Origin of the sequence: Pseudomonas sputi (assembly GCF_021603585.1) — a bacterium.
GTDB classification, from domain to species: Bacteria; Pseudomonadota; Gammaproteobacteria; order Pseudomonadales; family Pseudomonadaceae; genus Aquipseudomonas; species Aquipseudomonas sputi.
The window spans coordinates 291,314-314,585 of sequence record NZ_BQHI01000002.1 but is presented as its reverse complement, the minus strand read 5'-3'; the positions used below and the strand labels follow the sequence as shown (position 1 = coordinate 314,585).

Annotated in this window: 25 protein-coding genes and 1 pseudogene; 6 read left to right on the top strand and 20 right to left on the bottom strand. The window is 61.3% G+C overall.

Features of this window, described 5'->3' with window-relative positions:
• Positions 1-20 precede the first annotated feature (20 nt).
• From L6D81_RS04075 to L6D81_RS04035, 9 genes are all read right to left on the bottom strand, one after another.
• Positions 21-626 (bottom strand): START domain-containing protein, encoded by a 606-nt coding sequence (locus L6D81_RS04075; RefSeq protein ID WP_236177989.1) that lies wholly within the window; start codon positions 624-626, stop codon positions 21-23.
• A gap of 41 nt (positions 627-667) precedes the next feature.
• Positions 668-922 carry a YkgJ family cysteine cluster protein gene (locus L6D81_RS04070; RefSeq protein WP_236177988.1) on the bottom strand — a complete coding sequence of 85 codons (255 nt, stop codon included), beginning with the start codon at positions 920-922 and terminating at the stop codon, positions 668-670.
• 166 nt (positions 923-1,088) lie between these two features.
• Entirely contained in the window at positions 1,089-1,568 is a 480-nt protein-coding gene (locus L6D81_RS04065; RefSeq protein WP_236178107.1) for a translation initiation factor 2, read from the bottom strand.
• A 74-nt stretch (positions 1,569-1,642) separates the two neighbouring features.
• Complete coding sequence (locus L6D81_RS04060) at positions 1,643-3,082, bottom strand: aminotransferase-like domain-containing protein (protein WP_236177987.1); 1,440 nt, start codon at positions 3,080-3,082, stop codon at positions 1,643-1,645.
• 200 nt (positions 3,083-3,282) lie between these two features.
• A complete protein-coding gene (locus L6D81_RS04055) occupies positions 3,283-4,095 on the bottom strand; it encodes an OmpA family protein (protein WP_236177986.1) in 813 nt (270 codons plus the stop codon).
• Positions 4,092-4,448, bottom strand: coding sequence for a DUF4398 domain-containing protein (locus L6D81_RS04050; protein ID WP_236177985.1), 357 nt, complete (start codon positions 4,446-4,448; stop codon positions 4,092-4,094). The genes L6D81_RS04055 and L6D81_RS04050 overlap by 4 nt, the downstream gene beginning before the upstream one ends.
• A gap of 9 nt (positions 4,449-4,457) precedes the next feature.
• Complete coding sequence (locus tag L6D81_RS04045; protein ID WP_236177984.1) at positions 4,458-5,294, bottom strand: substrate-binding periplasmic protein; 837 nt, start codon at positions 5,292-5,294, stop codon at positions 4,458-4,460.
• A gap of 80 nt (positions 5,295-5,374) precedes the next feature.
• Positions 5,375-6,304 carry an electron transfer flavoprotein subunit alpha/FixB family protein gene (locus L6D81_RS04040; RefSeq protein ID WP_236177983.1) on the bottom strand — a complete coding sequence of 310 codons (930 nt, stop codon included), beginning with the start codon at positions 6,302-6,304 and terminating at the stop codon, positions 5,375-5,377.
• On the bottom strand, positions 6,305-7,054 hold the full coding sequence (locus L6D81_RS04035) for an electron transfer flavoprotein subunit beta/FixA family protein (RefSeq protein ID WP_007950859.1): 750 nt from the start codon (positions 7,052-7,054) through the stop codon (positions 6,305-6,307).
• Positions 7,055-7,579: 525 nt separating this feature from the next.
• Between L6D81_RS04035 and L6D81_RS04030 the strand changes: the two genes are divergently transcribed.
• Positions 7,580-9,244, top strand: a complete 1,665-nt coding sequence (locus tag L6D81_RS04030; RefSeq protein ID WP_007950858.1) for an electron transfer flavoprotein-ubiquinone oxidoreductase — start codon at positions 7,580-7,582, stop codon at positions 9,242-9,244.
• Between the two features lie 66 nt (positions 9,245-9,310).
• Here the strand turns inward: L6D81_RS04030 and L6D81_RS04025 are convergent, their stop codons facing one another.
• Entirely contained in the window at positions 9,311-10,201 is an 891-nt protein-coding gene (locus L6D81_RS04025; RefSeq protein ID WP_074688074.1) for an AraC family transcriptional regulator, read from the bottom strand.
• Between the two features lie 191 nt (positions 10,202-10,392).
• Here L6D81_RS04025 and L6D81_RS04020 point away from each other — a divergent pair, with 191 nt between their 5' ends.
• Entirely contained in the window at positions 10,393-11,445 is a 1,053-nt protein-coding gene (locus L6D81_RS04020; RefSeq protein WP_236177982.1) for an NAD(P)-dependent alcohol dehydrogenase, read from the top strand.
• Positions 11,446-11,456: 11 nt separating this feature from the next.
• Here L6D81_RS04020 and L6D81_RS04015 read toward each other — a convergent pair whose 3' ends face one another.
• From L6D81_RS04015 to L6D81_RS03990, 6 genes are all read right to left on the bottom strand, one after another.
• Complete coding sequence (locus tag L6D81_RS04015) at positions 11,457-12,260, bottom strand: IclR family transcriptional regulator (protein WP_007950852.1); 804 nt, start codon at positions 12,258-12,260, stop codon at positions 11,457-11,459.
• 60 nt (positions 12,261-12,320) lie between these two features.
• The gene (locus L6D81_RS04010) at positions 12,321-13,631 is read right to left on the bottom strand and encodes an MFS transporter (RefSeq protein WP_236177981.1); all 1,311 of its coding nucleotides are present in this window, start codon (positions 13,629-13,631) and stop codon (positions 12,321-12,323) included.
• Positions 13,632-13,736: 105 nt separating this feature from the next.
• Positions 13,737-14,885 carry a galactonate dehydratase gene (gene dgoD / locus L6D81_RS04005; RefSeq protein ID WP_007950849.1) on the bottom strand — a complete coding sequence of 383 codons (1,149 nt, stop codon included), beginning with the start codon at positions 14,883-14,885 and terminating at the stop codon, positions 13,737-13,739.
• Between the two features lie 48 nt (positions 14,886-14,933).
• The gene (locus tag L6D81_RS04000) at positions 14,934-15,554 is read right to left on the bottom strand and encodes a 2-dehydro-3-deoxy-6-phosphogalactonate aldolase (RefSeq protein ID WP_236177980.1); all 621 of its coding nucleotides are present in this window, start codon (positions 15,552-15,554) and stop codon (positions 14,934-14,936) included.
• A gap of 19 nt (positions 15,555-15,573) precedes the next feature.
• On the bottom strand, positions 15,574-16,563 hold the full coding sequence (locus L6D81_RS03995; RefSeq protein ID WP_236177979.1) for a 2-dehydro-3-deoxygalactonokinase: 990 nt from the start codon (positions 16,561-16,563) through the stop codon (positions 15,574-15,576).
• Positions 16,564-16,755: 192 nt separating this feature from the next.
• The gene (locus L6D81_RS03990; protein WP_236177978.1) at positions 16,756-17,238 is read right to left on the bottom strand and encodes a GNAT family N-acetyltransferase; all 483 of its coding nucleotides are present in this window, start codon (positions 17,236-17,238) and stop codon (positions 16,756-16,758) included.
• A 110-nt stretch (positions 17,239-17,348) separates the two neighbouring features.
• Between L6D81_RS03990 and L6D81_RS03985 the strand changes: the two genes are divergently transcribed.
• The 4 genes and pseudogenes from L6D81_RS03985 to L6D81_RS03970 all read left to right on the top strand — a co-directional run.
• Entirely contained in the window at positions 17,349-18,017 is a 669-nt protein-coding gene (locus L6D81_RS03985; protein ID WP_236177977.1) for an HD domain-containing protein, read from the top strand.
• An 82-nt stretch (positions 18,018-18,099) separates the two neighbouring features.
• Positions 18,100-18,444 (top strand): hypothetical protein, encoded by a 345-nt coding sequence (locus L6D81_RS03980; protein ID WP_064598512.1) that lies wholly within the window; start codon positions 18,100-18,102, stop codon positions 18,442-18,444.
• 52 nt (positions 18,445-18,496) lie between these two features.
• Positions 18,497-18,751 (top strand): hypothetical protein, encoded by a 255-nt coding sequence (locus L6D81_RS03975; protein WP_011335416.1) that lies wholly within the window; start codon positions 18,497-18,499, stop codon positions 18,749-18,751.
• A gap of 41 nt (positions 18,752-18,792) precedes the next feature.
• Positions 18,793-18,882, top strand: a pseudogene (locus L6D81_RS03970) (Rho termination factor N-terminal domain-containing protein); the annotation flags it as partial.
• Between the two features lie 41 nt (positions 18,883-18,923).
• Here L6D81_RS03970 and L6D81_RS03965 read toward each other — a convergent pair.
• From L6D81_RS03965 to L6D81_RS03950, 4 genes are all read right to left on the bottom strand, one after another.
• A complete protein-coding gene (locus L6D81_RS03965) occupies positions 18,924-19,853 on the bottom strand; it encodes a PfkB family carbohydrate kinase (RefSeq protein ID WP_236177975.1) in 930 nt (309 codons plus the stop codon).
• Entirely contained in the window at positions 19,846-21,312 is a 1,467-nt protein-coding gene (locus L6D81_RS03960) for a purine-cytosine permease family protein (RefSeq protein WP_236177974.1), read from the bottom strand. The genes L6D81_RS03965 and L6D81_RS03960 overlap by 8 nt, the downstream gene beginning before the upstream one ends.
• Positions 21,313-21,547: 235 nt before the next feature.
• On the bottom strand, positions 21,548-22,546 hold the full coding sequence (locus tag L6D81_RS03955; RefSeq protein WP_236177973.1) for an ADP-ribosylglycohydrolase family protein: 999 nt from the start codon (positions 22,544-22,546) through the stop codon (positions 21,548-21,550).
• The gene (locus L6D81_RS03950) at positions 22,543-23,256 is read right to left on the bottom strand and encodes a GntR family transcriptional regulator (protein ID WP_236177972.1); all 714 of its coding nucleotides are present in this window, start codon (positions 23,254-23,256) and stop codon (positions 22,543-22,545) included. Before L6D81_RS03950 ends, L6D81_RS03955 begins: the two co-directional genes overlap by 4 nt.
• Positions 23,257-23,272: the final 16 nt, after the last annotated feature.

Sequence of the window (23,272 nt, the reverse complement as noted above, 5' to 3'; positions counted from 1 at the left end):
CTTGCAAATGAACGCGATGTTTACTGCTCGGCGCGTTCCTTCAAGGCTTTCAGGGTGTTGAACGGTGCGTCGACCACAAACTTGTTCGCGATCATCGACGGCACGCTGCCACCCGGCTCGGTGTGAACCTGATAGGTCACTTCAACCTGATCGCCTTTCGGCACGAACTTCCAGAAACCTTTGACCTGAGCGACCCGCACAAAGCCCTTTTCTTCAGGCAGGTACTTCGGCACACCTTCCAGATTACGGGTCAGGCTGCCATCGGCGCCTTCGACGGTGGTGACATGCAGGATCGAATCGCGCGGAGTCACCGGCCATGGCGTGTTGAACTGGGTGTAGGTCCAGCTCTGGTCGCCTTCGTGCTTGAGCAGTTTCTGGGTCTTGCACTCGTGAATCCAGGCGCAGGCACCGGAAACGTCTTCCTGCAAGGCGCGCAATTTGGCGATGGTAGTCTTCATCACGGTCACGCCCTGATAAGACTTGTAGTCCGAACCCGGCACTTCGCTCAGGGAGACCTTGATGCCGTCCTCGTTCCTGGCGACTTTCCAGTCTTCAGCCTGGGCGGCCGACGTGGCCAGCACGGCAGTCAAACCACACAACACAGCGATACGATGCAGCGAACCCATAGTCTTGTTCCTTATTGTTGAAGTTCCGTTCGTTTGACACATCACGCGGCCGTCATCTGCTCCCACCAGCCGAGCAGCCTGATCGCGTCTGCCTGGCTGCTGCCGCAGACTTCCGGATCGGCCTTGAATCCTGAGCACACCGCCGGACGCTCGGGTCGGCCGAAAATGTTGCACAGGTTATCGACCGACAACTGAACGCAGCGTTCACCGGCAGGTTTGCCATCGGGCATGCCTGGAATCGGCGAACTGATGGAAGGGGCAATACAGCAGGCGCCACAGCCTTCACGGCATTTCATGACGACGCGTTCCTCGCAGCGGGTAATGTATTAAAGGGACGCGGAACAGGGTAACCGCTTAAACGGCTGTTTTAAATTGCCTGAACCGGGGTTTTTACGCAGAAACGAAAGTGACTGACCAGTCTCCGACAAAGCGTCTGGTCTGCGGGTCACCGACGGAAGCGATTTACTGCTTGAACTCGAAATCCAGCGCCGCACCTTCGACTTCCCGGCGCTCCTCATTGCGCAGTTGCAACTGCATTTCGTTGCTGAGCAGACGGCCGTTGAGCTGGAACCCGCTGTTTTTGTCGCCGAACATTTGCGGCAGGATCGGCTCACGCTTGGGCATTGTCACGGAGCCGGGAGGTTTCAATTCCTGCACCATGTCCTTTGGCAGACTCAAATCGAGCTTCGCCGGCGGCAGCGGCATCTTGGCCACTTCTTTCGCCGACTTGGACTTGGAGGCGACCGGGGCGCGCCTCGTGGTGGGAACAGCCTTTTTCTGCGGTGATTGCTTCGCTGGAACGTTTTTCCTGGCCGTGACCGGTTTTTTCGCGGTGGCACTGGCCGGCGCCTTTTCCTGAACCGCAGCCGCCAAAACGCCAGGCACATGACCCATCATCAACAGGCAGAGCACAACCCAGGCAGCAGAAAATGTCGCTTTCATGAACCCAACGAAGCTAACGGCAGAGGACCATATGCTCGCCTGTTGGGCGCCACCTGACAAGCTCCGCCATTGTTTCAAAATCCGCCGGCCATCTCCTGGCAGAGCTGGGTCGCCAACATGCCCAGGGTCATCAGTGCCCGTTCCGCCTCACGATTCCACGGAGTGCCGCAGTTCAACCGGATGCAGTGATTGAACTGTTCGGTGTTGCTGAAGATCAGGCCCGGCGCAATGCTGATGCCCTGTTGCAGCGCCCGCACATGCAGCTCCTGGGTGTTGACCCGTCCCGGCAGACTGACCCACAGAATGAATCCACCGGTGGGCCGGGTCATCTGCGTGCCTTCGGGAAAGTACTGCTGAACCGCCAGCTGGAAAGCACTGAGATTTTTTCGGTATTCCTGACGGATGTACCGTAAATGCCGGTCATAGCCGCCGTTTTCCAGATACGCCGCGATGGCCATTTGCGTGACGCTGCACGCCGAATGGGTGCTGAAGGTCTGCAGACGCTGGATTTCCTGCTGGTACTTGCCGGCGATCATCCAGCCGATGCGTACACCGGGCGATAACGTCTTGGAAAAACTCGAGCAATAAATCACCCGGTCGAGCCGGTCGTAAGCCTTGAGCGACTTGGTACGGCCCTGCTCGAACATCAACTCGCCATAGATGTCGTCTTCGACGATCTGGATGTCGAAGTCCGAGGCCAGCCGCAACAGCTGTTTCTGGCGCTCTTCGGGCATGGTGCCGCCCAGTGGATTGCTCAGGCGAGTGGTCAGCACCAGGGCCTTGATCGACCATTGGTTGGCCGCCAGTTGCAGGGCTTCGAGGCTCATGCCGGTGGCGGGGTCGCTGGGGATCTCGATGACTTTCAGCCCCAGTAGATCGGCCAGTTGCAGCAGTCCGTAATAGGTCGGCGACTCGGCGGCGATCAGATCGCCAGGCCGGGTCAGCACCCGCAACGACATCTGCAAGGCGTCGACGCAACCGTGGGTGATCACCACTTCCGAAGGGTCGACCACCACGCCTGCATCACGCATGCGAATCGCCACCTGCCGGCGCAGCGGTTCGAAACCGGGGCTGAACATGTAGCTGAACGCCCGAGGGCTGTGAAAGCGGGTGACCTTGGCCAGTTGCTGATGCAGGGCACGCACCGGCAGATAATCGACACTCGGCACCGCCGCCCCCAGCGGGAACACGCCTTCACGACGGGATTCGACCAATACTTGCTGAATGATGCTGCTGCGGGTGACCAGGCCTGGCCGTTCGACCCGGGCGATGTCCGGCGTGGGCGCCGTCAGTGCCGGGGTCTGGTGCACGTAGTAGCCGGATTGCGGCCGCGCACGGATCAGGCCCTGATCCTCAAGGTTGGCGTAAGCCTGCAACACCGTCGCATGACTGACGTTGAGCTGCGAACTCATCTTGCGCACCGAAGGCACGCGCTCGCCCGGTTGATAGACGCCGCGGCGGATATCTTCGGCCAGCTGTTGAGCAATACGTTGGTAGAGCAAGAGATTGGTCATGACGCAGCACTCGATTTCACGGGCGTTTTATTCTTGTGTGAAACAATACCGGAACAGTTTGGAAGTGTACTGGGACAGTTGCCATATTAGTCAACCATACAGTGCTGTGTCGGTTAAATCTGTACCGCTTTGTGAGGGAATCGACAGACGAAAAAAAGCCCGGTGCTGCCTGACAGCCCGGGCTTTCCAGTAACGCCCCCTCAGCGGGCGGCGCCGAGCTGGCCTTTTTCGTCGGAGAACACGATTTCCACCCGACGGTTCTGCGCACGACCACGTTCGGAAGCGTTGGCGTCCACCGGGTATTCGTCGCCGTAGCCTTCGACCTGAATGCGCTTTTCGTCGATGCCCAGGTCAGTCAGCACATCGGCCACCGACTGCGCGCGGTCGCGGGACAGCTTGAGGTTTTCCTGCTTGCCGCCGGTGCTGTCGGTGTAACCCTCGATCCGCACGATACGTTTCGGGTTCAGTTGCAGGAATTGCACAATCTTCAACACCACGCGGTTGGCCGAGTTTTTCAGTTCGGCTTCGCCGGTGTCGAACAACACATCACCCAGGGTCATCACCAGGCCACGGTCGGTCTGGGTGGTGGCCAGTGCGACGATCTGCTCCTCCAGCCATTTGCCCTGCTGCTGCACGCTCAGCAGTTTGGACTCGCGCAGGGCCAGTTGCAGGCGCTGGCGCTCAAGTTCCAGCTTCGCCACACGTTCTTGGTTGAGCACCTGATTGGTGTGCTCGCGGGCGATTTCGCTGTAGCGCTGACTCAGGTAGGCATAATGCACTACATCCGAGCCGCTGCCCCAGTACGTCGACAGGCGATCGGCGCGGGCCAGGGACTCACCGGCGCGGATCACGTCCTTCGGCGCGATACGCAGCACATTGGAATCTTCCTTGACCTTCTGGAAGTCACTGCTGGCCTGCTGCAATGCGGATTCGCTGTGCTGACCGGCGCAGCCGTAGAGGCTGGCGCAACCGGCAAGGATCAGAGCGCCGAGGGCTTTGGACGTCAGGCTCATTGGGCATCTCCCAGTTGCTTGCGCAGTCGGACGATGCGGGTGTTGAGCACATTCACTTGCTCTTCGCTCTTCTGGGTCAGCACTTTGGCTTCCGCCAGGCGTGCGTCGAGTTCGGCCTGTTCGAAGCGCATCCGCGCATTCTTGTAGGACTCACCCGCCATGCTGCCTTTGGCCCGGTTGAATTTGTCTTCTGCCAGTTTCATTTCCGGCACGTCTTCGGCGGTGGCGCCCACGGCTTTGGCTTGCTCAAGGGCCTGCTCGGTCAGACGCATTTGTTCGTTGGGGGCCGGATCGCTGGCGCAACCGGCCATGGCCAGGACGGCCATGGCCGCGAAAAGAAGTCGATTACTCACTAAGAATCCCTACTGTTTTGGGGCGCTGACAGGTGGTTGCGGTGGCTGTTGCTGCTGCGCCTTCCAGCGCTCGATGTTGCGTTGCAGCGCGGCTTCCGTCAGGCCGGACGCGGGCAATTCTGTCATCTTTTTGGCCAGCTGTCCGCGCAACCACGGATCGTTGCAGGCCGAGTTGTGCGAAACCGCGAGGAACAGACCGGGCCGATCGATGGGTTGTTCGAAGGCCAGCAGATCATTGGCCATGCCCAATGCCTGAGCGGCCGCCATGCCCGAATAGCGACCGGCAAGTACATATTCCACCTCGCCCAGCAGAAGCTTCTGAAACGCCTGGGTCAGGTTTGCCGTACGGATCAGGGCCAATTGCTGATCGGCGAAAGTGGCAAATGCCGGGGTCATTCGAGACTTTTCCGACAGGCCGCCGGTGTGCCCGTGCAGGTCTTTAGCTTCGCTGTAAACCAGGGTTGAGCCCTTGCGCGTCCACACCAGGTAGTCGTTTTCCAGCAACGGCGGGTGAATGTAGTCGAGGTTTTCCAGTTCATTGAAGGTCAGCGGCGCGTCGGCCAGTATGTCCATGCGCCCGCTGCGCACCTCTTCGAGGGCCTGGGAACGCTTGCCGGCATACAACAGATCGACTTTGATCCCCAGCTCTTTGGCCACCTGTTGCAACAGGTCGGCACTGGCACCGATCAGTTGCTTGGGGTTCTGCGGATCCTGCCAGAGGTACGGCGGAGCATCCGGGCTGCCGGTGACAACAAGCCGCTCGCACTTGCCCGCCGCGACCGACAGGCCCGGCAACAATGCCAGGACCAGCAACCACGAGCAGCCCAACCGACGATACAGATCCATGGCGAAACGCTCCCACTCAAATCCCGGACAAAAAAAAGCCCGACCAAAAGGTCGGGCTCTTTATAAGTGAAGCGGCCGGATTAGACCAGCTTCTCCAGCTCAGGTACGGCTTCGAACAGATCCGCCACCAAGCCGTAATCGGCCACCTGGAAGATCGGCGCTTCTTCGTCCTTGTTGATCGCTACGATCACTTTGGAGTCTTTCATGCCGGCCAGGTGCTGGATCGCGCCGGAGATACCGACGGCGATGTACAGCTGTGGCGCAACGATCTTGCCGGTCTGACCGACCTGCATGTCGTTCGGTACGAAACCTGCGTCGACCGCGGCGCGGGAAGCACCAACAGCGGCGCCCAGCTTGTCGGCCAGGGCGTACAGGTGTTTGAAGTTGTCACCGTTCTGCATGCCGCGGCCGCCGGAAACGACGATCTTGGCAGCGGTCAGCTCAGGACGATCGGACTTGGCCAGTTCTTCACTGACGAAGCTGGAAGTGCCAGCATTGTGAGCAGCAGCAACCGCTTCAACAGCAGCCGAACCACCTTCGGCGGCAACCGGGTCGAAACCGGTGGCACGCACAGTGATCACTTTGATCGCAGCGGTCGATTGCACGGTAGCGATGGCGTTACCGGCGTAGATCGGACGCTTGAAGGTGTCAGCACTTTCTACCGAGATGATCTCGGAGATCTGGTCAACGTCCAGCTGGGCGGCAACGCGCGGCAGGATGTTTTTGCCGTTGGAAGTGGCGGCAGCCAGGATGTGGCTGTAGCCAGCGCCCAGCTCGGCGACCAGCGGAGCGATGTTTTCCGGGAGCTGATGCGCGTAGGCAGCGTTGTCAGCGTTCAGGACTTTGCTCACGCCAGCGATTTTTGCAGCGGCTTCAGCCACGGCGCCAGCGCCTTGACCGGCAACCAGAACGTGGATGTCACCGCCGATTTTGGCAGCGGCAGCCACGGTGTTCAGAGTGGCCGGGGCCAGCACTTTGTTGTCGTGTTCAGCAATAACCAAGATAGTCATTTAGATTACCTTCGCTTCGTTTTTCAGTTTCTCGACCAGTTCAGCCACCGACTTGACCTTGATGCCCGCGCTGCGTGCAGCCGGCGCTTCGACTTTCAGGGTCTTGTTGGTGGAGGCGGTGGAAACGCCCAAAGCGTCCGGAGTCAGCGTCTCGAGAGGCTTCTTCTTGGCTTTCATGATGTTTGGCAGGGACGCGTAGCGCGGCTCGTTCAAACGCAGGTCGGTGGTGACGATCGCTGGCAGTTTCAGGGAAACGGTCTGCGCGCCGCCATCGATTTCGCGGGTCACGGCAACGCTGTCGCCGGAGACTTCGACTTTCGAAGCGAAAGTGCCCTGACCGTAGCCGCTCAGTGCAGCAAGCATCTGGCCGGTCTGGTTGTTGTCGCTGTCGATGGCCTGTTTGCCCAGGATCACCAGCTGAGGCTGTTCCTTGTCGACCACGGCCTTGAGCAGCTTGGCCACAGCCAGAGAGGTCAGGTCTTCAGCGGATTCGACGAGGATGGCGCGGTCGGCACCCAGAGCCAGTGCGGTACGCAGCTGTTCCTGAGCGGTGGACGGGCCGATGGAGACGACGACGATTTCAGTCGCAACGCCTTTTTCTTTCAGGCGTACGGCTTCTTCCACTGCGATTTCGCAGAACGGGTTCATCGACATCTTGACGTTGGCGAGGTCTACGCCGGAATTGTCCGCCTTGACGCGGACCTTGACGTTGTAATCCACAACGCGTTTGACAGCTACAAGAACCTTCATGGATTCCTCGTTACTCTCCGGTGAAAAGAAAGTCGCCTAGGCGAACCTGGCGGTTGATGCTCATCGGGCACAAGGGCACCTCTAAAAACGCCGGCTGAGCGGGATGACCGTTCGTCAGTCGTGACCGATGAGTCATGTCGCCTCGCGGTGTGTAAACTGCGCGCCGAACCTGCGCTGCGCATCACCGTTTACCGCCTGCGCCCTGTCTTTAGAGGTGCTCTTGAAACCACCATTCAGCCTACGGCGAGCGCAAAACCGCCCGTATCTTGACCGGAACGCCCATTCTGGTCAATACGCCAAAATGCCCCGTCATAAGCCGCGCTTCTTTGATTTCTCTGGGCTGGAGCCGATTCAAACAAACGTTTGTATTGGACGCTAAGAGTGGTGTAGATATAATGCGCCGCCTAGAGAGAAAGGTGGTTTGCCCATTATTACCCTTGACGTTAACGTAAAGGCAATAACGGATGCGACACCGAACCTCCAAATTAGAAAAAAAACTGTTGAGCCTTGAGTAGGAGATAGCCTGTGGAACGCGAATACATGGAATTCGACGTGGTCATCGTCGGTGCCGGCCCCGCTGGCCTGTCCGCCGCCTGCCGTCTGAAGCAGAAGGCCGCCGAAGCCGGTAAGGAAATCAGCGTCTGCGTGGTCGAAAAAGGCTCCGAAGTCGGCGCACACATCCTGTCCGGTGCCGTATTCGAACCACGGGCCCTGAACGAACTGTTTCCGGACTGGAAAGAACTCGGCGCCCCGCTGAACACGCCCGTCACCCGCGATGACATCTTCGTGCTGAAAAACGCCGAAAGCGCGCAGAAAATCCCTGACTTCTTTGTGCCCAAGACCATGCACAACGAAGGCAACTACATTATTTCCCTCGGCAATCTGTGCCGCTGGCTCGCTCAGCAGGCCGAGAACCTGGGCGTGGAAATCTACCCGGGCTTCGCCGCTCAGGAAGCGCTGATCGATGAAAACGGCGTGGTGCGCGGGATCATCACCGGTGACCTCGGTGTCGACCGCGAAGGTCACCCGAAAGAAGGCCTGTACACCCCGGGCATGGAACTGCGTGGCAAATACACGCTGTTCGCCGAAGGCTGCCGTGGCCACATCGGCAAACAACTGATCAAGCGCTACAACCTCGACAGCGATGCCGACGCCCAGCACTACGGCATCGGCCTGAAGGAAATCTGGGAAATCGACCCGGCCAAACACCAGCCAGGCCTGGTGGTGCACACCGCCGGTTGGCCGATGGACATCATGGGCACCGAGAACACCGGTGGCTCCTTCCTTTATCACCTGGAAAACAACCAGGTGGTGGTCGGTCTGATCGTCGATCTTTCCTATAGCAACACCTACCTGTCGCCGTTCGACGAATTCCAGCGCCTCAAGCATCACCCGGTGCTCAAGCAATATCTGGAAGGCGGCAAGCGCATCAGCTACGGCGCGCGCGCGATCTGCAAGGGTGGCCTGAACTCGCTGCCGAAAATGGTCTTCAAGGGCGGCGCGCTGATCGGTTGCGATCTCGGCACCCTGAACTTCGCCAAGATCAAGGGCAGCCACACTGCGATGAAGTCCGGCATGCTCGCCGCTGAATCCGTGGCCGATGCGCTGTTCGCTGAAAAGGATGGCACTGAAGAGCTGACCACCTACGTCGACGCCTTCAAGAAGAGCTGGCTCTACGAAGAACTGTTCGCCAGCCGCAACTTCGGCCCGGCGATCCACAAGTTCGGCGCCATCGTCGGCGGCGGTTTCAACTGGCTGGACCAGAACATCTTCGGCGGTAAACTGCCGTTCACCCTGCACGACACCAAGCCGGACTACGCCTGCCTCAAGCTCGCGGCCGACTGCAAGAAGATCGACTACCCGAAACCCGACGGCAAAATCAGCTTCGACAAGCTGAGTTCGGTGTTCATCTCCGGTACCAACCACGAAGAAGAACAGCCGTGCCACCTGAAACTGACCGACCCGACCATCCCGCTGAGCAAGAACCTGCCGCTGTACGACGAACCGGCGCAGCGTTACTGCCCGGCCGGCGTGTATGAAGTGATCACCAAGGAAGACGGCGAGAAGCGCTTCCAGATCAACGCCCAGAACTGCGTGCACTGCAAGACCTGTGACATCAAGGACCCTTCGCAGAACATCACCTGGGTGACGCCGGAAGGCGCCGGTGGCCCGACCTATCCGAACATGTAAGTCGATCCGCTGAACATCAAGGCTCCCGAAACGGGGGCCTTTTTGTTGCCTGCAATTTGTGCAGGATCAGGCCGCGCGCTCATCTCCCGGGCTGCGTTCGAAATAGCGCTTGTACTCGCGACTGAACTGCGACGTGCTCTGATACCCCACTCGATGCGCCACCTGCGCCACACCCAGCCCTTCAGCGATCAACAACGTCTGCGCCTTCAACAAACGTAAACGCTTCAAGTACTGCACCGGCGACAGCAACGTGCTGCGTTTGAAGTGTTCGTGAAAGGTCGAAACACTCATGTTCGCGCAGCCAGCCAAGGTCTCGACATTCAACGGCTCGGTGTAATGCGCATGCAGATGACTGATCGACGCCGCGACCCGGGCGAACTGCCCCTGCTGTTCGACCAACGCCCGCAACACATCAGCCTGAGGGCCGCGCAACGCGACGAACAACAATTCACGCACCCGCGCCGGTCCGAGAATCTGGCATTCCAGCGGATCGTGCAGACAGCGCAGCAAGCGCTCGACGCAACCGCGCATGTCATCGTCGAGCACCACCGAGGTCATCGACTCCGGGGTCTGCGCCGGAATATGCCGCCCCGGCGCCAGCCCCATGGCCAGCACCAGTTCACCGAGCAATACCCGGTCGATCGCCACCGACACGCCGAGCAACGGCGCGTCCGGCAACGCGTAGGTTTCGCACTCGAACGGCACCGGCAACGCCTGGATCAGGTAATGCCCGGCGCCATACTCCATGGTGCGCGGCCCCAGATACGCCAGTTTGCTGCCCTGGGCGATGATCATCAGGCTCGGCTCATAAATGTGCGGGCCACGGGCGACGTCGCAACTGGCGCGCAACACCTGCACGCCCGGCAGCCCGGTCTGGCTGTAACCATCGCGCAGCGCCAGCGGTTCGATCAGCGAAACCAGGGTGGCGTTGGCATCAAGATGACGGGTCAATTGCATCGGGCGGCTCTTCAGAAAAAATCACGGAAAACGGGATGAAAGCATCATCGCAGATCCTTTTGCCAATGCGACCGATCAACCCCGCATGCCGGAGGATTAGGCATGACACCCGGAGGAATCGCCATGGCCGGACGACCGGACGGCGCCCAGAATGCGCCGCCTCACTTGTCACTGCTTTTGCGAGGTTTCATATGTACACCGCCATCGGCTATGCCGCTCAAACGGCCACCACGCCCCTCGCCCCGATGAAGTTCGAACGCCGCAGCCCTCGGGCCGACGACGTTGCCATCGAGATTCTGTACTGCGGCGTCTGCCACTCCGACATCCACCAGGCGCGCAACGAATGGGGCATCGCCGTTTACCCGTTGATGCCCGGCCACGAGATCGTCGGAAAAGTCACCGCCGTCGGTGCGAACGTCACTCAACACAAGGTAGGCGATCTGGTCGGCGTCGGTTGCATGGTCGACTCCTGCCGCACCTGCGAAGCCTGCCAGGCAAACCTCGAGCAATACTGCCTCGAAGGCCCGACCATGACCTATGCCACCCCGGACCGGGTCGATGGCAGCAACACCATGGGCGGTTATTCGGACAGCATCGTGGTCAGCGAACACTTCGTGGTGCGCATTCCCGAGAAGCTGGATCTGGCCGCCGCCGCGCCGATTCTCTGCGCCGGCATCACCACCTACTCACCGCTCAAGCACTACGGCGTGAAGGCCGGCGACAAGGTCGGGATTCTCGGCATGGGCGGCCTCGGTCACATGGGCATCAAGTTCGCCAAGGCCATGGGCGCTGAGGTGACGTTGTTCACCCGTTCGGCGAGCAAGGCCGAGGAAGGTCGTCGTCAGGGCGCCGACCATGTGATCGTCTCCACCGACGAAGAACAGATGAAAGCGGCGGCCGGTCGCTTCGACTTCCTGCTGGACACCATTCCGGTGCAGCACGACCTCAACCCGTACCTCGACACCCTGCGCTTCGACGGCGTGCACATTCTGGTGGGCCTGATCGAACCGATCGATCCGCCGGTCCACGCCGCGAAACTGGTGCTGGGGCGTCGTGTCTTGGCCGGCTCGCTGATCGGTGGCGTCGCCGAAACCCAGGAAGTGCTGGATTTCTGCGCCGAGCACAACATCAGCTGCGACATCGAAATGCTCGACATCCGCCAGATCAACGAAGCCTACGCCCGCATGATCGCCGGCGATGTGAAGTACCGCTTCGTGATCGACATGGCGACGTTGAAGCTTTAAATCTTCAGGGCTTACACCTTCAAGCCAAGTTCTGCCGAGAGCCGGGCGGTGACCCCTTTGATCAGGGGAATCAGCTCGGCCATTTTTTCCAGCGGCATGTACGGCACGGTGCTGGCAATGCTGATGGCCGCGACGATGCGCTTGCTCGCGTCGCGGATCGGCGCCGCCACGCAGCGGATCGACGGCTCGTTGTCTTCCAGATCGAACGCGTAGCCACCGGCCACGTACTCGGTCATCCGTTGCTCCAACTGCTCCCACGACTGTTGGGGGTGCTGCGGCCAGAACTGACTTTTCCCACCCGCCGGCAGACTGATGTCGTACAGACGCTGCCAATCCTGCGGCGCGTCATCGAGCATCAAGGCCTTGCCGATCCCGGTCCGCGCCAGCGGCATGCGATGGCCGACCCGCGAGCGCATTTCCGGGCCGTTGCGCCCCGGATTCTTCAACAGGTACAGCACTTCGTCACCTTCACGAATGCCCAGGTGAACGGTGTCACCGGTCAGCGCCGACAACTCGTCCAGATACGGCCCGGCCAGGGTCACCAGCGGCAATTCTTCGCGCGCCTGAAAACCCAGTTCGATCAGCTTCGGCCCCAGCAGATAACCGACTTGCGGCACGACGCGCAGGTAGCGCTCGTCCACCAGACAACTGGCCAGCCGATGGGTGGTGCTGCGCGTGGTGCCGATCAGGCGGGCAATCTCTTTGAGATCGCGGGCACCGCTGGCGACGGCCTGCACCACACCCAACCCGCGAAGCAGGGTCTGGGTGCCGGTCGGCGCGGCGTCCTTGGCGGTTTTTGGGGCGTCTTCCTGCATATCCAGCCTTTAGCGATGAGCGAGGGAACGGGCGGCATTATGGTCGCCCGACCGGGACGACTACAACTCGATGCGCTCGACCTTGCCCACCAGCAGCACGTAGGACAAAGCACCGATCAATGCCAGAACCGCGATGTAGGTGATCGCCGGCGCGAACGAGTCACCGCTGGCCAGGAAGCCGATGACAATCGGCGTGGCAATCGCCGACAGATTGCCAATGAAGTTGAACACCCCACCGGTCAAGCCCAGCAACCGCGCCGGCGCCAATGTCGAGACCAGCGACCAGGTGATCGACGCCAGCCCGTTGCCGAAAAACGCCAGCGCCAGGAAGGCAATCACCAGCGGTGTCGATTCAACGAAGTTGGCCCCGATGATCGAAGTGGAAATCAACAGCCCGCCAATGATCGGCAACTTGCGCGCGAAGCCGACGGTGCAACCACGGCGAATCAGGAAGTCGGAAAAGAACCCGGAGCACAGCACGCCGATGAACGCGGCAAGAAACGGCAGCGACGCCAGCAGGCCGGACTTGATGAAGTCCATGCCGCGATATTTCACCAGATAGGTCGGAAACCACGTCAGGAAAAACCACAGCGTCGAGTTCAGGCAGAACTGGCCGAGGTAGATCCCCCACAACTTGCGTTTGCTCAGGACGATGCCGAGATCGGTCCAACTGAATTTCGCTTTCACTTTGGCGGTGTCGGCCGCAATGTCCACCAGCCCGCCGCCCTCGCGGATCAGGTCGATTTCGCCTTGGTTGGCGCCTTTGAAATCACGCGGTTCGCGATACACCGCGTACCAGATCGCCGCCCAGATGATGCCCACCGCGCCGGTCGCGACAAACACCATGTGCCAGCCAAATTCATGTTGCAGCCACGCCAGCACCGGGGTCAGAAACGCCAGCCCGACAAACTGTCCGGAGGTATAGAAACCAATGGCCGTGGCCCGCTCACACTCGGGGAACCAGGTCGTCACCACACGACTGTTGATCGGATACGCCGGTGCTTCCAGCGCCCCGACCGCCATGCGCAGGACGAACAGCGCGATGAAACTGGCGGCAAAACCGAGCATCACCGTGGCCAGCGACCACAGCAGCAGCGCGACGCTATAAAGGATACGCGGCGGCACGCGGTCTACCAGCCAGCCGCCGGGGATCTGCATGGCGGCGTAGGTCCAGCCGAACGCCGAGAAGATCAGCCCGACGTGCACCGGATCGATGCCCAGATCCGTCGTCAGTGCCGGAGCGGCAATCGACAGGTTGCTGCGGTCGAGGTAGTTGATGACCACGGTGATGAACAGCAACACCATGATGAAAAATCGCTTGCGGCTGGGCGTGACTAACGTCGCTTGCCCGGTGAGGGTTTGCGGTTGCATGGGGAGCGCCTCTTTTTATGTTTATTGAGGTCGGCCTGAGGCCTTGCATCTGATCGTTCCCACGCTCCGCGTGGGAACGATCTCATTGGGTGAATCAGAAGGGAATCACCACTCGGCAAAACTGCCATCGGCATGCCGCCAGATCGGGTTGCGCCAACGGTGGCCGACCGCTGCGCGTTCGATCACGTACTCCTCGTTGATCTCGATCCCCAGCCCCGGGCCGTTGGGGATTTTCACGAAGCCTTTGTCGTAGTCGAACACCCGTGGATCCTTCACATAATCGAGCAGGTCATTGCTCTCGTTGTAATGGATGCCCAGGCTCTGCTCCTGGATAAACGCGTTGTAACAAGCGGCGTCCAGCTGCAGACACGCCGCCAGCGCAATCGGCCCCAGCGGGCAGTGCAGTGCCAGCGCCACGTCGTAGGCTTCGGCCATGTTGGCGATCTTGCGAGTCTCGGTGATGCCACCGGCGTGGGACGCATCCGGCTGGATGATGTCGACGTAACCTTCGCTCAACACCCGTTTAAAGTCCCACCGCGAAAACAGTCGCTCACCGAGGGCAATCGGCGTGCTGGTCAGCGGCGCCAGCTCCTTCAGCGCTTCATAGTTTTCGCTGAGCACCGGCTCTTCGATGAACATCAGTTTGTACGGGTCGAGTTCCTTCATCAGCACCTTGGCCATGGGTTTATGCACCCGGCCATGAAAGTCGACGCCGATGCCGACGTTCGGCCCCACCGCATCGCGTACAGCGGCAACGTTGGCCAGCGCCAGATCGACTTTTTCGAAGGTATCGAGAAATTGCAGCTCCTCGGTGCCGTTCATTTTCACCGCGGTGAAACCACGGCCCACCGCTTCTTTCGCCGCCCGCGCGGTGTCCGCCGGACGGTCGCCGCCGATCCACGAATACACGCGGATCTTGTCCCGCACCTGACCGCCGAGCAGATCGCTGACCGACACGCCGAGGGCCTTGCCCTTGATGTCCCACAGCGCCTGATCGATGCCGGCCAGCGCGCTCATGTGGATCGCGCCCCCCCGGTAAAAGCCACCGCGATACAGCACGGTCCAGATGTCTTCGATATTGCGTGGGTCTTTGCCGATCAGGTAGTCGGACAATTCCTCAACCGCTGCAGCAACCGTGTGGGCGCGGCCCTCGACCACGGGCTCGCCCCAACCGGTCACACCCTCGTCGGTTTCGACTTTCAGAAAACACCAGCGCGGCGGGACGATGAAGGTGGTGAGTTTGGTGATTTTCATCTGTTTGTCTCTCTTGTTAGATGCAGCGCACGCAGCGCCGGAAAAGTCTTAGCGAAGGGCTTTCCAGGCCGCCACATAGGCCTTGGCATTGGCCGCCACTTGTTCAGTCGTCATGCCCGGTTTGAACAGCCCGGAACCGAGGCCGAAGCCTTTGACGCCGGCATCGATGAACGCCTGCATGTTGTCCGGCGTGATGCCGCCGACCGGCGCCAGAATCGTCCCGACCGGCAACACCGCCAGCCAGGCTTTCACCACTGCCGGGCCCATCTGCTCGGCCGGGAACAGCTTGAGAATGTCCGCCCCCTCCTCCAGCGCCGCAAAGGCTTCGGTCGGCGTGGCGACGCCCGGCGACAGGTACAGCCCGGCTGCCTTTGCCGCCCGCAACACCTTGGCATCGCTGTGGGGCATGACGATCACCTGACCACCGGCCTCCTTCACCGATTCGACCTGTTGCGGGGTCAGCACCGTGCCGGCACCGATCAGGCAATCAGCGGCCAGGGTCTTACGCAGGATGCGAATACTTTCGTACGGCGCGGGGGAATTGAGCGGTACTTCGATGACGCGAAATCCGGCCGCATACAGGACTTCTCCGACAGCGGCGGCTTCCTGCGGATGCAGGCCGCGCAGGATTGCGATCAGACCGTTTTGCGCCAGTGCTTGCTTGAGCATGTCAGGCCTCCAGTCAGGGTTAACGGGATGAGGAATCAATCAGTCCGGCGGCGAGCGCCAATTGCCACAGACCACGCTCGGTGGCCTGTTCGGCCACCGTCACCCGGGCGAAACCACAGGCATCGAGGGCCCGGCTGTAACGGGCGCACAACTGTGCGTTGCCGATAAGGATGATCGAAGGAAGTTGTGCGCTGTTGCGCCGGCGCCGTTGCACGTTGGCCAACGCCGTCAGCTCGTGGCCGATCAGCAGGCCGGACAGATAGTCCGGTTGCGCGGTGGCGCTGAGTTCGCCGGTCAGGCCCAGGCTGCGGGCGCTGAACAGGGTCGACAGCACGCCGATCTCACCTTCTGCCGACAACGCCACCTGCACGCCGCGATCGAAAGCTTCGGCGTCGAACGTCGCGCTGTGCTGTTGGGTACGGCCGAGGATGCTGTGTTCGCTGAGCACGGCGAACACTTCGCCGGTCATGAAGGTGTCGAAACGGGTGATGCAGCCGTCGGCCACTTCCACCCATTTCGAATGACTGCCGGGCAGGCCGATCAGCAGATCATTGCCCGCCTCGACCGGCAGGTTCTGCAGCACGCCGAGGACTTGGGTTTCCTCGCCGCGCATCACGTTTGGCAGCGTCGAACGCTGAATCACACCCGGCACGATGTGCACATCGACACCGCGAAGGCTGCGAACGGTTTGCAGGGATTTTCCGAGATCGGCCACGTTGGCCGGCGTATCGCGGTAGGACGCTTCGCGCCAGCCCTGGGCGCTGCCGACCATGCCACAGGCAATCACCGGCAAATCGGGCTGCGCGTCGAGCCAGTCCCCACACGCCTCGTCGAACGCCAGTTCAAAACCGTCGGAGCATTCACGACCGTTGATGACCCGCGGCGTCTTCGGCAACTGCATGATCCCGAACGACAGCGAGCGCTGCGCCAGTACCTGCCCGCCCGCCGCGAGTTTGTAAGCACGTAATGAGGTCGTCCCCCAATCGAGCGCGATCAATTGCGCCAGCATCGCTTCACCTGTTTTGTTATTGGCAGTGAGTGAGCTGGACTATAAACCTGAGCGCGGATAAATCTCAATATATAAATATCACTCCCATATTGTGGGACGAAGACAAAAAAAGATCGCAGCCTTCGACAGCTCCTGCAGGGGTATCGACTTTCTCTGCAGTAGCTGCCGAAGACTGCGATCTTTTACGTCGGCTCAGTTGCCCTCGGCGAACTCGCGCAACACCTTGCCATCCATGCGGTAACGCACCCACTCTTCCTGCGGCTGGGCGCCGAGGGATTTGTAGAAGTCGATAGCCGGGGTGTTCCAGTCCAGCACGCTCCATTCGAAGCGGCCGCAGTCGTTGGCGCAGGCGATTTTCGCGAGGTGGCGCAGCAGGGTTTTGCCGGCGCCGCCGCCCCGTTGTTCGGGGGTGATGTAGAGGTCTTCGAGGTACAGGCAGTTGCTGCCCAGCCAGGTCGAATAGCTGAAGAAGAACACCGCAAAACCGATCGGCACGCCATCGCGCAGGCAGATCAGGCCGTGGGCCGTGGCGCCTTCGCTGAACAGGCTGCGTTCGATGTCGGCGACGCTGGCGATGACTTCGTGACGGGCCTTTTCGAAGTCTGCAAGTTCAGTGATGAACGCGAGGATTTGCGGTGCATCGCTGGGGGTCGCCGGGCGTATTTCGATCGTCATGGACGGGCCTTGTCGGAAAAAGGAAAACGCCATACTAAGGCGGCACGCGGCGCTCGTCACATGGCAATCCACGGATTAGGCTAGTGCGCCAATCACTCAGAAGGATGCCCATGAATCCACTCGCCTTTGCGCCACTCGCCCGACTCGCCGCCGAACTGCTGCCCCACGCGCTGGAACCGTCGGAGGACGGCGCTCACGATCTGTCGCACCTGCAACGGGTCTGGCACACCGCGCGCACCTTGCAGGCCGAGGAAGGTGGCGACCTTGAGGTGCTGCTTGCGGCGGTGTTGCTGCACGATTGCGTGGCGGTGGAAAAGAACTCGCCGCTGCGTTCACAGGCATCACGCCTGGCAGCGGAAAAAGCCTCAAAGGTGCTGGCAAACCTGAACTGGCCCGAAGCCAGAATCGACGCCGTCATCCACGCCATCGAAGCCCACAGCTTTTCCGCCAACATCCCCCCGCTAACCCTCGAGGCCCGACTGATGCAGGACGCCGACCGTCTCGATTCCCTCGGCATGCTCGGCGTCGCCCGCACCTTCTATACAGCCGGACGGATGGGCAGCGCGCTGTATGACCCGCACGATCCCGAGGCCCGGGAAAGGGACTACGACGACAAGCGATTTTGCCTCGACCACTTCCAGACCAAGCTGCTGCACCTTGCCGACGGTTTTCAGACCGCTGCCGGTCAACGTCTGGCACAGCTCCGTCATCAGCGCCTGAAAGGTTTTATGGAGCAATTCAAGGAAGAGATCGGCCTCGAAAGCATTCAGCCGGTTTGAACCGTTCGTCGCTCATCAGGCACCAATCTTTCACGAGGGCAGACCAAAAGGAGGTAAGGATTTCAATCACTGGAGACACCCTATGATCTCGTCAAGGTTGACTGCGCTCGTATTCGCTACCCTCCTCAGCCCGGCGGTCTTCGCCGCCTCGACCACCGCCGCCGGTACCGGGCCGACCGATCCGGTCACCCAGCCCAGGGCCCCCGCCATCAACAGTGCCCCCGGTATGAATACCGACGGTTCGGGTGTACCGCTGATCAATCAGCCACCCGCCACGGGAACCGATCCTCGCACCCAGGGCAGCGACCCCGGGCGCCAAGGCGGCATGAACACCCCCGACTCTCCAGCCGCCCCCGACAATGCCGGTCCCGGCGTCGGTTCGAAAACCACCACGGGGGGTTCGGGCTCCGAAGGCGCAGGACAGTGATCCGCGCTTCATCCACGCAACGTGTCTAATCCACTTCTCTGAAGAGGTAACCATGAACGTCGATAAAAACCTGGAAAAAGAAGTCCTCACCCGCCTGTTGCATGCCCACCCGAGCGGCCTCGGCAAAGAGGTACTGGACAACTATCGCGGCGAGAAAGTCGTGGCCAGTGCCCTCGCCGCCCTGCAGGAGCGTGGACTGATTCACCACGGACACATCACTTGCAATGAAGCGGGGGAGCATTCGCTGAATCTGCCGATCAAACTCAGCGCTGCAGGCGTGGAAGCGGCGCGTAAACTCGATACCTGACGCCTCCGGCCGCTGGCGCAAGCAGGGGTTGAATGCGCTGCCTGCGCAAGGAGGCCCGGGAGCGGAAGATTCCCGGGCGTTCGTCGATGCGCAAGGATGAGTTGATTGCGGTATTGCGCAAGGCCAGTTGAATCAAGCTTTGTGCTGTGTCTTCTGGCCTCTTCGCAACCGATCAGTGATCGCAAGTCTCACGCATCAATGCATCGACTTCGCAAGGGCCCGGCGCTGTTGCCGGCCCCCAGCGGGTGACAGCCAATGCGGCCGCAGCGTTCGCCCGCCGGGCGGCCTCATGTGCCAACAGCCCTTGCGCCAATCCAGCCACGAACACGCCGGCATGCGCATCACCCGCGCCGTTGCTGTCCACCGCCTGCACCTTGAAACCCGGCACATGCTGACGCTCGCCGCGCTGATGAATCCAGCAACCCTGCGGGCCGTCGCGTACCACCATCAGCACCTCCTGCGGCAAGTGCACGGCCAACCGGTCCAGCGCGGTTTCGATGTCCGCCGCGCCAGTGAAACGCAACGCCTCGACGCTGTTGCTGGTCCACACATCGATGCGCGGCAGCAACGCCTGCATCATCGGTGAGTCCGGCGATTCCACCAGCGGGCCCGGGTCGAACACCACGTTGATCGTCTTCGGCAGCGCCAGCGTCCAGTCCAGCAGCGCCTGGGCCTTGCCGCTGTGCAGCAGGCTGTAGCCGCTGACGTAGACGTAGTCCCCGGCCTCGACGGCGACGCTATTCAGCTCCGCCGTCGTGACCTCGCCTTCGGCGCCAATGCAGGAAATAAAGCTGCGCTCGGCCGACGCATCGGTCAGCGCCACGCAGATGCCGGTGTCACGTTCTGCAGGCTGTTCGATGCCGATGCGGATGCCTTCGGCGTTCATCGCCTGGCGCGCCAGATCACCGAAACGGCCGTTGCCGTGGCGACCGAGGTAAACCACCGGCAAGCCGTTGCGCGCAGCAGCGGCCATTACATTGAAGCCGCCGCCGGCTTCGAAACTGGCGGACTGCGCCAGCACGTCACCGCCGATCTGCGGTAGCGCGTCCACGGCCATGACCAGGTCGATGATGACCTGGCCGGTGTGCAACATCTTAGGCATGAGCATTCTCGGTTTGCGCGGCGCGACGATCTCTCGCCCCGCCGAGTACGAAGTAAATGCCGCCGGCGACCACGAACGTCACGATCCAGCCAAGGCCGTTGTGGCCCAGCCAGGAGTCGGACAGGAAGCCCTTGAACCAGACGTTTTCAGCGGTGGTGCCGATGGTGGTGAAGCTGAAGCCCAGCACAATGGCAATCGCCCACGCGCCGAATGCGCGCCACTCGATGCCGCCGCTGTACCAGTAGGCGCTGCTCGGGCTGACGTCGAGCAGGTCTTTGGGGCTGTAGTAGTGACGGTGAATCAGGTCGACGACGAAGATCCCGACCCACGCCGTGATCGGCACCGCCAGCAGCGAAATGAAGGTAATAAACGGGCCGTAGAAACTGTCGGCGATCAGCATGAAGTAGATCGAACCGGCGAAGATCGCCACGATGTCGACCACCACCGCGTACACGCGTTTGACCTTCAGGCCGAGGGTCAGTGTGGTCAAACCGGCGGAGTACACCGACAGGTTGTTCGACAGCAGCAGGCCGCCGAATGCGGTGATCAGGTACGGCACGGCCATCCAGGTCGGCAGCATGTCGCGGATCGCCACGATCGGGTCAGTTGCCGACGCCAGATCGTTGTTGCCCACCGACAGCAGACCGCCGAGGGTGATCAGCAGCACCAGCGGGATCCCCGCGCCGAACGCCGCCGAAGCCACCAGGCGTACGGCTTTGACGCTGCGATGCTGATAGCGCGACATGTCGGCGCCAGCATTCGCCCAGCCGATCCCGGTGCCGGCCGCCATGGTGCCGATACCGATAATCATCGCGCTGATCGGCGCCGGCGTGGCGTTGAATACCGCGCTCCAGTCGATGGTGGCGCAGAGAAAGCCGCCCACCAGAATGTTCAGCGCGCCGAACACATAGGTCGCCCACTTCTGGATCACCAGCAACGTGGCGTGGCCGAGGCCGGACACCGACAGGGTCAGCAGCACGAAGATCGCGATGAAGATCAGGGTCAACACCGGGGCACTTTTGGCCTCTACCGGCGAGCCGAACAGGATCGAACACAGCGACAGCAGCACGAACGCGGCGGTGGTGGTGTTGACGGTTTCCCAGCCCAGGCGTGACATCAGCGACACCAGCGTCGGGCCGATATTGCCGCGTACACCGAAGATCGCCCGGGACAACGTCAGGCTCGGCGCGCGACCGCGACGGCCGGCAATCGAGATGATCCCCACCACCGCGAACGAACCGGCAGCGCCGAGAATGGCGACGATGATCGCCTGCCAGATCGCCAGCCCGCGAAACGCCACCAGCGTGGCGCCCAGCGGCAGGCCGAGGATGGAAATGTTGGCCGCGAACCAGACCCAGAACAGTTGCAGCGGATGGCCATTGCACTCGCCTTCCGGCACCGGTTCGATGCCCCGGGTTTCCAGTTGCCCGGCGCTTTGCCCGGCGTTCGATGAACTCATGAAAAATGCTCCTGTTTGCCTTTATTGTGGTTGTGGCAATGACGCAGAACGACAAGACATCCCGCCCTTCCTGGGCCTGTCTGCGCGATCCATTGCGGGTGAATATTCAGGATTTGCGGCGCGGCCTTTGTCGGATCGCCGCCCGGAGCAAGCTCGCTCCCACGGGTTCAAAGTGAACCTTGATGTTGGCACTCTCCCTATGGAAGCTGGCTTGCCAGCGAAGGCGTCAGCTCAATCAGCGCAAGGCCAAAAGACCCTGCACCAACGGTTCCAGCTCCAGACCATTGACGGCTTTCACCGTCTCGATCATCGGCGCCGGCCAGCTCTGCAGGCCCAGGCAGGCCCCAAGCATGGCGCCGAGAATCGCGGCGATGGTGTCAGTGTCGCCACCGAGGCTCGCGGCCATGCACAGCGCATCGAACGGCGACATTTCACCGACCGCGACGTGCTGCGCGAGGGCGAATGACACCACCACCGATTCCTGCGAAGCCACAGAGGTGCCGATCACGTCGTACAGCAGATCCGCGAGCAACACCGGGTCGCTTTCGACACTGATGCTGCGCGCCCAACTGATCCGCGAAGCGATGCGCCCGCCGGCCACCCAGTGCCCGTGGGATTCCGCTTGCTGGGCGATCTGCTGACCGAGGTTCAGCGCCTCGCCCAGGTCCAGGCCGTTGATGCCGGCCGAGACCACCGCCGCCACCGCCGCCGCGCTGGAAATCCCCAGCGTGGTGTTGTGAGTGACCTGACAGGCCTGCACCACCGCCGCGATAAAGCGCTCGGGGTCGGCGACATCCGCCGCGATCCCCACCGGGGTGATGCGCATCGCGGCGCCATTGGTGGTGCCGTAGCGGCCGGCCTCTTCCGGCGAGTGGCCAGCGAGGATCATTTCGATTGCGCGTTTGGTCGACGGGCCGAGCAGGTCCTGCGAACCTTTGGCCTGCATCCGGGCTTCCCATTCGATCAGCCGTTGCGCGAGCACCGCCGGTTCGATCCGGCCACGCCCCTCGACCAATAACTCGCCGACCAGAATCGCCTGTTCGGTGTCATCGGTGATCGAGCCCTTGGGCATGTTCGCGGCAATCGGCTGCAAGGGACCGGCGTCTTGCAGATCGGTGATCTGGCCGAAGCGCTGCTTGATGGTTTCGCGATTCAGGGATTGGGTCGGCATGCCCAGCGCGTCGCCCAGGGCCAGGCCGTAAAACGCGCCCAGGGCACGGTCGAGGGCGGTCATTTCGATTCTCCAAATTGCAGGTGCAGACGAAAATGCACCGGGTCGAGCAGGCTTTCGACCTGTTCCATGAAACGGTCATGCCGGTCGTAAGTTGTGCGCAATGCCTTGAGGAACACCGTGCCTTGCGGGCGGCCGAGCAGTTCGGCATCCACGGCGTTGAGCGGTTCGGCACCGATCCACTGATCGCCGCGCTCGCCGATGTAACCGTAGGCGGCCAGGGTGATGGTCAGAGAGTTGTCGATCAGGCCAACCCGCGGCAGGCTTTCCAGGCCTCCCGTGGCGGGCATCAGAGAGCGTTCAAGGGACACCGCCGTGCCGTCATTGGAACGGCGGCGACGTTCCAGAAGAATGAATTGATCGGAGCCGAAACGCGGCAGCAGATCCTCGCGGGTCACGGCTTCCAGGCGCAACACGTCGGTGTTGATCAGCGCGCCGCTGTCGGCCAGGGCCTGGGCCCAGCCGCTGCGCTGGTCGAGCGCCACGCCGTCGAAAGTGACGATGGACCCCACCCCGCTTTGCGTGGCGATGTAATTGCGTCGCTTCAGTTCGGCCAGCGCTTCGCGCAACGTGCCACGGCTGACGTTGAATTCCTGAGCCAACTGATGCTCGCCGGGCAACAGAAAGCCGTCCTCCATGAGGCCGCTTTCGATGCGTCGGACGAGTTCGTCGACCACCCGTTGTTTCTTGTCAAATCGTACCTGTCTAATCATGTACAAATTGATAACC